10 protein-coding genes are annotated in these 13058 nt (G+C 43.5%); 2 read left to right on the forward strand and 8 right to left on the reverse strand.

What is annotated here, in order from left to right:
- The first annotated feature begins 164 nt into the window (after positions 1 to 164).
- Entirely contained in the window at positions 165 to 587 is a 423-nt protein-coding gene (locus tag RSX31_RS11910) for a hypothetical protein (RefSeq protein WP_315634678.1), read from the forward strand.
- Between the two features lie 2 nt (positions 588 to 589).
- On the forward strand, positions 590 to 1306 hold the full coding sequence (locus tag RSX31_RS11915) for a hypothetical protein (RefSeq protein WP_315634679.1): 717 nt from the start codon (positions 590 to 592) through the stop codon (positions 1304 to 1306).
- 507 nt (positions 1307 to 1813) lie between these two features.
- On the opposite strand, the gene RSX31_RS11920 is transcribed toward RSX31_RS11915, so the two are convergent.
- The 8 genes from RSX31_RS11920 to RSX31_RS11955 form a co-directional block, all read right to left on the reverse strand.
- The gene (locus tag RSX31_RS11920; protein WP_315634680.1) at positions 1814 to 2530 is read right to left on the reverse strand and encodes a ThuA domain-containing protein; all 717 of its coding nucleotides are present in this window, start codon (positions 2528 to 2530) and stop codon (positions 1814 to 1816) included.
- A complete protein-coding gene (locus RSX31_RS11925) occupies positions 2527 to 3657 on the reverse strand; it encodes a Gfo/Idh/MocA family protein (protein ID WP_315634681.1) in 1131 nt (376 codons plus the stop codon). The genes RSX31_RS11920 and RSX31_RS11925 overlap by 4 nt, the downstream gene beginning before the upstream one ends.
- A gap of 13 nt (positions 3658 to 3670) precedes the next feature.
- Positions 3671 to 4738 (reverse strand): Gfo/Idh/MocA family protein, encoded by a 1068-nt coding sequence (locus tag RSX31_RS11930; RefSeq protein ID WP_315634682.1) that lies wholly within the window; start codon positions 4736 to 4738, stop codon positions 3671 to 3673.
- 157 nt (positions 4739 to 4895) lie between these two features.
- Positions 4896 to 6572 carry a glycoside hydrolase family 13 protein gene (locus tag RSX31_RS11935; protein ID WP_315634683.1) on the reverse strand — a complete coding sequence of 559 codons (1677 nt, stop codon included), beginning with the start codon at positions 6570 to 6572 and terminating at the stop codon, positions 4896 to 4898.
- A 14-nt stretch (positions 6573 to 6586) separates the two neighbouring features.
- Positions 6587 to 7849: an extracellular solute-binding protein gene (locus tag RSX31_RS11940; RefSeq protein WP_315634684.1), complete on the reverse strand. Its 1263-nt coding sequence runs from the start codon at positions 7847 to 7849 to the stop codon at positions 6587 to 6589.
- A 21-nt stretch (positions 7850 to 7870) separates the two neighbouring features.
- On the reverse strand, positions 7871 to 9403 hold the full coding sequence (locus RSX31_RS11945) for a response regulator transcription factor (protein ID WP_315634685.1): 1533 nt from the start codon (positions 9401 to 9403) through the stop codon (positions 7871 to 7873).
- Complete coding sequence (locus RSX31_RS11950; protein ID WP_315634686.1) at positions 9396 to 11177, reverse strand: cache domain-containing sensor histidine kinase; 1782 nt, start codon at positions 11175 to 11177, stop codon at positions 9396 to 9398. Before RSX31_RS11950 ends, RSX31_RS11945 begins: the two co-directional genes overlap by 8 nt.
- A 69-nt stretch (positions 11178 to 11246) precedes the next feature.
- On the reverse strand, positions 11247 to 13034 hold the full coding sequence (locus tag RSX31_RS11955) for a glycoside hydrolase family 66 protein (RefSeq protein WP_315634687.1): 1788 nt from the start codon (positions 13032 to 13034) through the stop codon (positions 11247 to 11249).
- Positions 13035 to 13058: the final 24 nt, after the last annotated feature.

A 13058-nucleotide genomic window follows, 5' to 3' on the forward strand; every position in this document is an offset into this window, starting at 1 on the left:
GTGCTTTTTATTTTTCAGCAAATAAATAATAAGTCACATTAATAATATGGAGATTCCAACTAATTATTAAGCAGTTAGCCATCCTCCTAGTACTATGTTCATAAGGAATATTTTAGTATATAATGAAATTATAACAATTTTTTTCGGAAGGTGTTTTAAAAAGTATGAGTCAATATATTCTCCCTCTATTTTTGTTAGCATTAGCATTTATAATAAAATTGTCTGTCAATAGAACTTGTGAGAAAACCCACATTATCTCTGCTTTATCTGAGCTACCTGTTGATATTATGTTTCTTAGTTCTGCATTAATAATTTCATATTCAAAGCTTAGCTCAAATAAAATAATTGAAGCTTTTAATAATAAAGATGAAAATTTAACACTTACACATCTTGACTTAGACAGAGGATTTTATCTATTTGTTTTATATATGATAATAACAATTGTTATTACATTAATTTGGAGAGTTACAGAGAAGCAGTTTCAAAACAACAATTGGAGTGTATTTAGGATTCTATTTGGAATTAATTATGTAATATCTATATTTTGTTTACTATATGCTATAAGTAAACTAAGTGGGGTGATTTAGGAATGGAAATTAATGAAATATTAACATTTACAATAGCTTTTGCTTCAATAAGCTTATTACTTGTAACAATTTTAACTACAAGGGTAAACAAGTCAAAATATAATAACTACGATATGGAAAAAGATATTGCTAGATTAAATGACATGAGACATTATTATGAAGAAAAGATACATGAATTAAATAAAAAACTTATGTATACAGAAGATAGATGGAAAGATGTTAATCATTTATTAGTTACAGAACAAAAAATCAATAATAATAATACAAATAGTGTTAATTCATTATCAAATTTTTTAAAAAAACATGGTTTGACCGAAAAAGATCTTATAATTGACAAAAAAAGTGTTTTTGTTTTGACCCCATTTATTAAATCAGAACTACCATTTTTCCAGCGAGTAAACAATACCTGTAATCAAGTTGGTCTAAATTGTTCCAGAGGTGATGAAGAATACATAAGTGGAGATATTTTACCTCATATTTTAAAAAAAATATGTAAAGCAAGATTAATAATCGTTAACATTGATGGAAGAAACCCAAATGTCTTTTATGAACTAGGCATAGCTCATGCACTTGACAAGCCAGTAATATTAACAACCAAATCAATTAATAATACACCGTTTGACTTACAATCGAAAAACATTATCCAATATAGCACCTTGGAAGATTTAGAAAATGCACTAAAATTAGCTTTAACTAGAACAGTCTTAGAAAATGAATGAGGCTATGAAACTTGCATCCTCATTTTTTAACCTGAATAAAGTAGAAACGCGTTAATCCCCGCGTATCTTATTATAGAAAGCAGCAACTTACGCCGGTAAGCTGCTGCTTTCTTTTACAATATTCTACCGAAGGGTTTACTTCTTAATCCATTATCTTCGAAGGTTTCCCTCCAACTATCCCATCACGACCAATCACAAGAATTCCCTAACATTCGAGACTCGGCACAGTAATGACCAATCTATCCTAATCCCAAGTGTACTATTGATCCCTCATCATCCCTTCTCGTTGTTAGGGGTTGAGCAGATCAGGCAGTTCTTATGCTGTCTGAGAAAGTATGGCGACGGTTATCCTTTTTAGAAATCCTGTGTAAATCTTTACAAAAGTAGGGTCGAAACCTCCCCCAGATAACCCTGTGAAAAGGAAGTAATTATATTAGCTAAGAAGAAAGCAGAATCTTACAATCACAGTAACATCCTAGTTCCTTCATTCCATAGGTAACCAATCACTTATCTGCTCTCCATCGGCTCCACATTCCCCAACCTAAGAACCGGAGAACCCTGTTCAGGACATGCCCACAACACAGCATTCCTAATCACCCGCTGTATATCCTTGTGATAATACGTCGGATACGTCTCATGTCCCGGCCTGAAGTAGAAGATCTTCCCTCTGCCGCGCCGGTATGTACAGCCGCTCCTGAACACTTCTCCTCCTGAGAACCAGCTGATGAAGATGAGTTCGTCAGGTTTCGGTATGCCAAAGCGTTCACCGTACATTTCTTCTTTCTCGAGTTCGATGACTTCAGGGATGCCGTTCACGATGGGATGACCTTCCTCCACGACCCACAGTCTTTCTTTATCATCGGCTTCCCTCCACTTGAGTTCTCCCGTCCTGGTCCCCATCAGTACCTTGAAGACTTTCGAATTATGGGCAGAATGCAGTGGAATGAATCCCATTCCATCGAGGATCCGTTCTTTCACTTTCTCTACAATGTGGTCGCTCACTTCATCATGAGCGATATGCCCCCACCAGATCAGTACATCGGTTTCGTTGAGGATTTCGTCTGTCAATCCGTGCTTCGCTTCATCAAGAGTGGCCGTCTTCACCCTGAACTCTTCCTGCAGGAAGCCGGCAAGTGCATGATGGATTCCCTCAGGGTAGATCTCCTGTACAGCCGGATTCGATTGTTCATGTCGATTTTCATTCCAGATTGTCACGTTGATCATTGTGATTCCTCCATTTTTTCAAGTTCTTTTACGTCTACTTCTTTTCGTAATGTATTGGATAAGAGAACGGAATCAATCACCCGCTGGACGACATAGCCGTCTCTGAATGTCGGCCTGTCCCGCTCTTTCTTATCGAGAATGGTGTCCACCCATTTCCATATTTCATTTTTATCCGATAAACGCCATGGGCGGAAACGTTCTTCGGAAGGCACGGCCTCATCATCCCACGGCACCGTGTTTTCCAATTTGAGATCCTGCCAAGGCCCCTTTAATGGTGCATAGCTGAGTCTTATCCCTAGTTCACTGGAAAGAAGCTGCATCGCTCCTTTCTCGCCTTTGAACGTCAAATCAATTGTCTGGTTCCGATTTCCCTGGATTGAAACCCAGCTGGTATAAAAGGATCCCTGGACTCCTGATGGAAACGAAGCATGGAAGAAGGCAGAATCCGCTGAGCGATCCTTATTTACGGACTCACTCAACCTTTCCATCCTGCCGTCCTCCAAACATGATAGGGAAGCCGAAACTCCTTCGATTTCTTCTCCAAGGATATAGTGGACGGCATCGATGAGATGGGAACCCAGGTCAGTGAGCACACCGCCCCTTCCTCCCGACGAATGCGTGCCACGCCACCCCGGTGGACCTGATAACCCGTAATCACCCGAATACTCGAACCTTCCTTCATATACGTTGCCTATCAATCCATCCTCTATCAGTTCCTTTAACCGGAGGACGGCAGGGTTCTCCCGATACGTGAAATTCACTCTATGGATGATGCCGTTTCGTTCTGCCGTTTCCCACATCGCTTTTGCCTCTCTCGTATCCATAGCTAACGGTTTTTCACACATAACATGGATACATTTTTCCGCAGCCAGCAAGGCAAGATCATGATGACTGGAGTTCGGGGTCACGATGCAGACGCCGTCGATGTCTTCTTCCAGCATTTCCTCGTAGGACCGGTAGCTGGATGGGATACCGTATTTAGCGGCAAGCCTTTCAGCATTTGTTCCATTTTGACTGCAGATCGCCTTCAGGATGACGGAGGGATGACGTTTCAAAATCGGGAGATACCACAAATCCGCAAATGAACCTGAACCGGCGACGGCAATCTTTACTTTTTGATTACTCATAAACGTCTCCTTTCTATTCGTCTATGTTTATGGACTGACCTTTTTCTGCTGATTCGATAATACGCTCCAGCACCTTTTGATTCTGATAGCCATCATGGAAGTCAGGGATTTCTTCGTGCCCCTGGCCGGTCACTATTGCGATGAAATCCTCGAGCTGCTGACGCCTGTAGCCAGGTGGAATCTCCAGGGTCTCTTTCGTTGTTTGAAGCTCATTACCATCAACCAAACTGAGCAGGACTTCATCCGGTTTTTCACAATTGACGTGTATCGTCCCGATATCCCCGTACAACGTCACTTCATGCTGGTTCCCGGAACCAATTGCGTTCCTTGTTGTAAGGAACGCCCCTACCACATCATGCTCCAGTACGGCATGGAAACTGGCATAATCGTCCACTTCCACTTGATGCATATGACCGGTTGCGGGATTCCTGCGTTCCGGGACAAAGGTTCTCATTAACGCAGATACTGATTTGAATTCCCCGACAAGGAACCTGGCGCTGTCGATCATGTGTGCACCGAGATCACCCAACGCCCCCGTCCCGGTAACCGCCTTATTGAATCTCCATAAATACGGGACATCAAAGATCGGTGAGCCGAACGATTGAAGATAGCGGACCTCCAGATGACGGAGGGTACCGATCTTATTTTCCTCCAGCAGCTTCTTGGCATATCTGAAGGCCGGTATATAACGGTATGAAAACCCGACCATGCACGGGATCGGTGTCTTCTCATAGAGTTCCGCCAGATATTCCGCTTCCTTGAAATTCAATGTGAACGGTTTTTCTGCCATGATGGGTTTCTGATGACGGATGCACAACTCCAATACTTTCGCATGCAAGTCATTCGGCACAATCGAAATCACCGCATCCACAGTCGGGTCCTGGATCAGCGATTCCATCTCGTTGAATCGCTTCTCTTCTCCAATCCCCTCTTCCTCTCCCACCTTTTGCAGTAGTTCATCGTTCACATCGCACAACGCGCTTAATTGGAGTTGATCCAGCTCGGAAATCATCCTTCTGTGGGCATCCGCCATTCCTCCGAGTCCGATAAGACCTACCTTGATCACTTTATTCACTGTCATATCTGTTCCCCCTTTGCTTCTACTTTCTATTGTAAAGACAACACCTCTCCAGAAGAATAGATAGAATGAAAGCGCTTAATTTATGACACTCATTCATGTATATAAAACACTTTCTCACAGAAAAAAGCAGCACGCCGGCTGCTTTTTTTCTGCGTTGTTAATTTAATTTATAAACTCTCGCTTCATAAGGCTTTAATTTCCCATTTTCCACGAGATGCTTTTCATCATTTTCATAATTACCAATCAGCAAAGATGAAGATTCAAAGTGAAGACCTTCAGGCAAGGTAAAGGCTGCATCTTCCCCCGTGAAGTTACACAGAATCACAAGCTTTTCTTCCCCGAGCGTCCGGGTGTAAGCGTAGAGTTGCTCATGGTCATCAAGGATGAGGTCATACGTGCCATAAACGATGATGTCATGTTCTTTACGCAGGCGGTTCAATTCCTTGTAGTAATAATAAATGGACATGGGATCTTTCAACGCGTTCTCTGCATTGATTTCCTTATAGTTCGGATTGACCTTCAGCCACGGCGTACCGGTTGTAAACCCGGCATGTTCACTGTCATCCCATTGCACTGGCGTCCTTGCATTATCCCGCCCTTTACGATAGATGGCTTCCATGATCGTGTTGTGATCTTCTCCACCCTCCGTCACTTTTTCACGGTACATATTGTGAATTTCTATATCGTTGTACTCTTCAAGGGAGTCGAATGCAACGTTCGTCATCCCAAGCTCTTCCCCTTGATAGATGTAAGGAGTTCCCTGCAGCATATGAAGGAACGTAGCAAGCATCTTGGCAGATTCAACGCGGTATTCCTGATCGTCCCCGAACCTCGAGACCATCCTAGGCTGATCATGATTATTGAGATAAAGACTGTTCCAGCCCCTGCCTTCAAGGTCTTTCTGCCACTTGGTCATCACCTGCTTCAGATCGGCCAGAGACCAGTCCTTCACGTCCCATTTACCCCCCAGGCCGGAATCCAGGTCCATGTGTTCGAATGTGAAGATCATGTTGAGCTCCGTACCCTCTTCATTGGCATATCGGGCGGCATCCTCAGGGGAGGCCCCTGGACATTCGCCGACTGTCATCATGTCATAGTTCGAGAGTACTTCCCTGTTCATTTCCTGCAGATACTCATGGACACGGGGGCCGTTCATGAAGTAATCCCCGCCCCAGTCGTATTTCTTTCCGCCTGGTGTACTCGGGAGGCCGTCCTCTTTGGAGATGAGGTTGATGACATCCATCCGGAATCCGTCTACCCCTTTATCCAGCCACCATTTCATCATGTCGTAGATTTCAGTTCTCAATACAGGGTTTTCCCAGTTGAGGTCCGGCTGTTTTTTACTGAAAAGGTGCAGGAAATATTCGTCCGTTGTCTCATCATACTGCCAGGCCGATCCACTAAAGAAAGACGTCCAGTTGTTTGGTTCATTTCCGTCCTTGCCGGGACGCCAGATGTAATAATCCCTGTAAGGGTTGTCTTGCGATTTCCGGGATTCCATGAACCATGCATGTTCATCCGAAGAATGATTGACCACAAGATCCATCATCAGCTTCATCCCTCTGCTATGGAGACCTTCCAATAATTCTTCCCAGTCTTCCATCGTCCCGAATTCGTCCATGATGGCTTTGTAATCGCTGATATCATATCCATTATCATCATTGGGAGATTCATAGACGGGGGACAGCCAGATGACACCGACTCCCAGTTCTTTTAAGTAATCCAGCTTGCTGATGATTCCTTGTAAATCACCGATCCCGTCTCCGTTACTGTCTTTGAAGCTTCTCGGATAAATTTGATAGACGACGCTTTCTTTCCACCATTTTTTCTCCATTTTTCTCTTCCTTTCTATGATGAGAGCTGACGGTCTATATCAGCTGCAGCTTTCTTTAGTCCTTCTTCTACACTTACTTCCCCACTGAAAATGTTCCTGAAAGTATTTGTCAGGATGGTGTTGATTTCTTCCCATTGCGGCACCGGCGGCCTTAAGAAGGCTTCATCGATGCTTTCAATATAACTTTTATAGTAAGGATACTCTTCTGCAAAATTCGATATTTCCACCCGTTTATTCGTTGGGAGTAAACCTGCTTTTAACAGTAGGCTTTGAGGCTCTTCGGTGGTCATCCATTTAACGAACGTCCATGATGCTTCCCGATGTTTCGTTCCTTTCGTGATGACCGCATTTTCTCCGCCGAGGATGGAACGCTCTTCTCCATTACTCGGAAACACGCCTGAAACCGTTTCTTGATTGACTAGAGCTAAGTCGTTTTCTGACCTTACACTGTAGAACCATGGCCCTTCATCAATCATGAAATAATCCCCTGAACTGACATTCTGCCAAGTCTCTGCATATCCACTGAGTACCTCGGGGGGAATGAATCCGTTTTGGTACAGCCCCACCAACTCTTTAAGGGCTGAAATGCTCTCTTTGCTATCCAGATAGCCGCTTGCCTTCGTATAATCCCCGTTCATCACCTTTCCGCCCAATCCGTAAAAATAGGGGAGGCTGTTCCAAGGAGAAACGTCACTGATTCCGATTTTCAGATTGTTTTCCTTTACGATTCCAATCAATTCATCCATCGTTTGAGGAAGATGATCCAGGCCGAGTCTTTCAACCGCTTCTTTATTGTAAATGGCTGCTTTTACATTCGTGTTCAGGGGTAATCCGTAATAATTCTTTCCGAATCGATTCGACTCAAGGGGATTTTGAAGGAATCTTGTCTTGACCAAATCAAAATCATCAAATTCACTTATTGGATAGAGTAAGTCCAGGTGGACAAACTTGGGAATCCATGTAATATCCATTCTGACGACATCGGGGGTCCGATTGACAGATGCCCGTGAAATAAGCGCTGACATCAGCTGCTTGCTGTGAGGCTGCCTGACGGATTTGACATCGATCCCCGGATATTTCTCTTCAAATAGTGGAATGATCTCATTCTCAAAGATTCTCGTTTCTTCGTCGCTGTAAGTGTGCCAGATCTCTATTTCTTCAACACTGTTTTCATCCGATAATTTCACTTTCTTTGAATGGTCGATGATATGTTGATTTCCGCAAGCGTTCAATACAAGCAATAGGATAAGTATGATGGTTTTCCGGAATCGAATCATGTGAGCATTCCCTTTCCCTATCTATTTATGATGCTCTGACCTGTAATCCCCCGGGGAGAAGCCGGTGACTTTCTTGAATAATTTACTGAAGTATTTCACATCATTAAAGCCTGATTCACCGGCTACTTCATATACCTTCAATGAAGTGTGGCCGAGAAGTTCTTTCGCCTTGTTGATTCTGAGCCCTATCACGTAATCGATGAAATTGATATCCATGAATCGCTTGAATAAAATGCTAAAGTAATTCCGGCTGATATGGATATGATCTGCGACGTGCTGAAGAGTCATTTCTTGTGTAAAATGGTGATGGATATATGATAGTGCCTTATCCAGCAGCTCATTATCCGTATTTGGGTGCTTACTTTTTGATTCCAGCAAGTGGTCACATTCATTCTTCGCTTCATGGAAAAGCCCTGTCAATTCCTCCAGTGTTTCTGAAGAAGCCAAGTTTGACATATGGTCTATAAATACGCTTACTTCAACCTTATTCCAATATAATGCCTTCAGGATATACCCTGCTTCCTTCTTGACTTTGTCAGGGTGCATGTTCTCTTCCTTCCAGCGTACAAACCTCGACTCGAGGAAGTTCTCAAGTGATTCTTCCCCATGAATTTGAGCTTTTACCTCTTCAAGACTCAGGGGCTCCCGAAGCATTTTCACTCCTCTTTCATAAGGAAAGATCTCAGTGTTACTTTGGAAGAAATATTGTTTGCCTGCCAGAGAGGCATGATGGTATCCCTCGACCAATTTTTCTGGATCTGAAACCATTGCATAGCTGAACACCAGTTTCAGGGACGTTTCCTTTTCAATCCTCTCCTTCAACTTGTTAACGGTATCCCGGGGTTCTTCCGTATTCCCCAAGAAGAAAATCAGTTCATTTTCGCCTATCGGAAAGCAGTACCCGTCTTCGGTCTCTCTATAGAAGCGGTCTTGAATTTCTTCGATGATCAAATTTTTATAAAGGAAACCAAATTCATCTTCGAATCGATCAAGCTCCTTTATACTCCCAAGTAGTAAAAGCTGGGGCATAGGAAGAGATTCAATCCTTTGTTCACAATCCTGGTACGGCATTTTTCGAAGGAGGACCCTCTTGATCGATTGTTCTGTCCTCCGCCTTTCATTGATTTTATTGGTCTGTTCCGCATGATCGAGCTTTTCTGCTACTTTTTCCTCCTCGAGTATCTTGTCTATACATTTATGGATGGTCCTTGAGAATTGATCGGGTTCAAGTGTCTGTTTCAATATATAATCGACCGCGCCGTGTGTAAGGCCTTCCCTGACATATTCGAACTCATTGTAGCTGCTGACCAGGACCACCTTTAGCTTCGGATACATTTGAAGCGCTTTCTTCATTAACGTAATGCCATCCATGACAGGCATCTTTATATCGGTTATGAGAATATCCACATGGCCGGTTCTCTCCATTGCCTCTAACGCTTGTTTTCCATTTGAAAAGTCACCGATCAAGTGAAGATTCTTATCCTCCCAGTCGATGGAGGATTTCAGGCCAAAGCGGATGATCGGTTCATCATCCACAATCATCACGTTATACACCTTGATCACCCCCGGTTTTCGTCATCAATACTAGCTTCACCACTGTCCCTTCCCCGCTGCTGATTTCAAGCTTCGAATCCGGACCGAAATAAAGTCTAATGGAATCGGCTACATGACTTAACCCGATTCCTACGTATGAGTTGTCTCCAACGGACGACCTTTGCACTCGTTGTAACATATCCTGTTCAACACCCACTCCGTCATCCCTGATTTCGATTTGAATTCCTCCGGGGATATTCTTACCCGTGATCCACACTGTCCCTTCCGTTCCTGTTGGTACGATCCCGTGAAAGATGGCATTCTCCACGATCGGCTGCAGAAGCATCCTCGGAATCTCCCAACCTTCAACGCCCTCTTCAAAGTCCGTCACCAAATGGAACTTCTGCTCATACCTGATTTGAAGGATGACCATGAATTGTTCAACCAATTCCACTTCTTCCTTTATGGATATAAAGTTCCCGGTCTTCCCCATATTCCCTTCTAGGAGTTTCGATAATGCAGTAAGGGCGGTGTTCGCTCTCTCCGTCTCTTTGAACTGGACGAGCCAGCGTATCGTACTCAATGTGTTAAAAAGGAAGTGAGGATTGATTCTGTGCTTGATGGCCCGAAGGACGGCTTCCTGCTTCTGATGCTGTTCTTCCTTCACTTGCTCGAGTAAATCTTCCACCCGATTGATCATATGGTTAAATTCTGAGCTCATCATTCCGATCTCATCCTTTGAATTCACACTCGTACGCACCTTTAAGTTCCCCTCACCTACAAGCTTCATTTGCTCCGTCAAGATCTTAACCGGATCGGTCACTTTCTTTGCGATGAAACTCCCGACAAGAATAGCCAATATTCCGAAAATGACGGATGCACCAATGATGATTTTCTGAATCGAAATGAGTTCGCCCGTGATTTCAGAAGTTGGTACCCTTCCGACAATCAACCAGCCGTTTCCGATTGGTTCCGTTACGCCATAATATGGGATATCATCCTCTTCGAATTCGAATTCCCGTTTATCAGAAAGGATATACTTTCGCATTTCCTTATTCTGAACAGGTGCATGCAGCAGAGTATTTAAATCATTATCGATCACCACTTCAGCCTGCTCATTCACTACAAAGAAGTGTCCGGTCTTCCCAAGCTTGATTTGATTGATTTTATCCAATACCGCTTTTCCGTCCAGGCTGACCTGAATATAGGCGATGTTCTCCATCGTATCAAAATCTTTCAATACCCTTGTGATGGGCAGGACAAGATCTGTGTTTTCCCCGGCCCCGCTGAACCGGTCATATTGAAGTCCTCCCCACACCAGCTCTCCATCTCTTCGAACCGCTTCCTTGGCCCAGTCCAATCCATCAATATTCACTTTTGAGAGTTTATAAGGGGAAAATGTCCCACTCCCCCAGCTCATCCCGTCTTCCTTCAATACGTAAATGATCCTCACGAATGAACTCGTATAAATATTTGAATTCAAATAAGATGTCATATACTCTTGATCTTCTTCTGTGGCTGAGGAGCGCTGGTCCAAGTCATCCTTCACGATTTCCTGTATTCTTTCATTACTGTAGATGAGATCTGACATATCACTCCCATTGGAGAAGATAAAGGACAGGGATTCTGCTGCCTGTCTCGCAATCTGCCTTGACGATTCCCTTACATTTTCTTTTACGACGTCCGAGGCAGATTGGTAGAAGAACACACTATTAAAGACCGTAGGGATTAAACAAACGACTAATATGGTGAGAATGACCTTGGCAGCCAGCCGTTTCTTTAGAAGCTGTATCATCTGTTAATCCCTCTTTCCGTTATTCTTGTTATCTATCATATCTCTCCTTCTTAACTGGAGCAATAGGTCCTATTTATAGTCGATCACGACCATGTCCCAATACTTGAGGGAAGGGACGGTGAACGTAATCGAGTCACCTTTTTGCTTGAAATCAATCTCCAGAGGGGAACCCTGATAGTCATCAGGTGTTGCCACCCAGATCTTATCTGCCTTCCCCCCAGCCTTCACTTCCACTTTGATATCCTTTTTTTCCTCAGGATCAGGCTGTAATCCTTGATTATCCCGCCATTCCAGCGAGGAAGCATCAGTGAAATTAATCAGATGAATAAGCTCTTTATCCTCTTTCTTTTTGGCAAATGACCAGATGGAACCGAGCTTCGGCTGATCGGAGATGGTAAGATCGCCTTCTATCTTCACTTCTTTTTCCGTTTCCTCACCACCATCACGGAGAAGATTCTGATAGGCTACCTGGAAGTCATAATATCTTGTCAATTCACTTTTCAGTTCATCACTCATGCTTAATTTCTTATGAGGGAAATATTCTTTCGAAAGCATATTTTCACCAAGCTCCAAGTGAGACCCTCCAGAAGCGAAGATGACCGCATTCGTCATCAAAACACCGGGTGTATTGAATTCTCCCATGGAGTCAGATAAATCATAGTTCATGTACGCAGCCAGGACTGTATTCAGCTTCCCTTTGCTGTATTTACTATTCTGATCAATGACTCCTTTAAGACTCGAATACGTAGTATGACCATCCCAAAGCTCCGAATAGAGGAAGCTCACCGGTGCCTGGGAAGCGATATACCCTTGTGCATACTGCGAAACGGCATTCATGACCAGGTCGACATCCAGTTCCTTTTTCGCTTCATTCAGGAAAGGTACATAAGTAGTCGAAAGGTCGACCGTCTTCCCTTCACCATTCCAAAGTACACCACGGTCACCAAGCTGATCGACGTGCCATCCGTCAAAATCCAGATGATTAAACACTTGTTTTTCTTCGTTTATGATGAAATCCTGCCATCCTTTATTGGAAGGATCCATCAGGTAAATATCACTCGCCCAATTATCAGGAAGGGGATGATGATCCTGCTCTTCCGCATCCGGATCCTTGAATAGGCCCCACTCTTTTTTCACTCCCTCATCCTCAGCATTTTCATAGCTGCCGAACAAGAGATTATAATTCATCGCCTTCATATTTTTTTCATGGGCAAGGGAAATGTAGCGTTCGATTGTATCCCTTGATACTTCCCTGTTGGCGATATCCGGCCAGGTATCCGCAAGTTCACCATCTTGCATCTTCAGGGGCTTCTCATGTTTGTACTGCCAGTCGTAAAATTGCAGCCCATTGATGTGGAATCGATTTAAATTGGCGATCACTTCTTCCTGCTTGTCAGCTTCCATGTCGTAAAAATCGGCAAGATACCCGTACCTCGGAAACTTGGCCCAATCGGAGGATACATCAACACCTATGTTCTGATGATCAATGACCTCATCTCCTTGTTTTACATACACCTCTACCATATAGCCTTTAAAATCAACCTTTTCTGGTTTCCATGACCACGATATGTCTTGCTCTTTCAGATCGATTTCTTCCTCTTTCACTGTTTCTGCCAAGTGTTTATACTGAACCAGTATTTTTCCTTCGTTTACTTTTTCGTTCAGTGATAACGAAAGCTTCACAGATTCCCCCGGCGCATAGGCGGCTTTATCCGTGCTCAGTTCATTCACCCATTTCCCCTGTTGAATCGTCTCCGCTTGAAAGACAGGTTCGGAATTTGAATTCACACAACCGAAAAGCATCGTTGCTGTAAGTGACATGCTTGCCAGCACGGCCAGGCTTTTCTTTTTCCCCATTACTCTCACCCTATTCCTCTATAT

Origin of the sequence: Rossellomorea yichunensis (assembly GCF_032337515.1) — a bacterium.
Taxonomy (GTDB): domain Bacteria; phylum Bacillota; class Bacilli; order Bacillales; family Bacillaceae_B; genus Rossellomorea; species Rossellomorea yichunensis.

Coding starts and splice junctions, on each gene's coding strand:
- RSX31_RS11925 (WP_315634681.1), bottom strand. CDS start 3,657: ATGAGTAATCAAAAAGTAAAGATTGCCGTCGCCGGTTCAGGTTCATTT.
- RSX31_RS11915 (WP_315634679.1), top strand. CDS start 590: ATGGAAATTAATGAAATATTAACATTTACAATAGCTTTTGCTTCAATA.
- RSX31_RS11950 (WP_315634686.1), bottom strand. CDS start 11,177: ATGATACAGCTTCTAAAGAAACGGCTGGCTGCCAAGGTCATTCTCACC.
- RSX31_RS11955 (WP_315634687.1), bottom strand. CDS start 13,034: ATGGGGAAAAAGAAAAGCCTGGCCGTGCTGGCAAGCATGTCACTTACA.
- RSX31_RS11920 (WP_315634680.1), bottom strand. CDS start 2,530: ATGATCAACGTGACAATCTGGAATGAAAATCGACATGAACAATCGAAT.
- RSX31_RS11930 (WP_315634682.1), bottom strand. CDS start 4,738: ATGACAGTGAATAAAGTGATCAAGGTAGGTCTTATCGGACTCGGAGGA.
- RSX31_RS11940 (WP_315634684.1), bottom strand. CDS start 7,849: ATGATTCGATTCCGGAAAACCATCATACTTATCCTATTGCTTGTATTG.
- RSX31_RS11935 (WP_315634683.1), bottom strand. CDS start 6,572: ATGGAGAAAAAATGGTGGAAAGAAAGCGTCGTCTATCAAATTTATCCG.
- RSX31_RS11910 (WP_315634678.1), top strand. CDS start 165: ATGAGTCAATATATTCTCCCTCTATTTTTGTTAGCATTAGCATTTATA.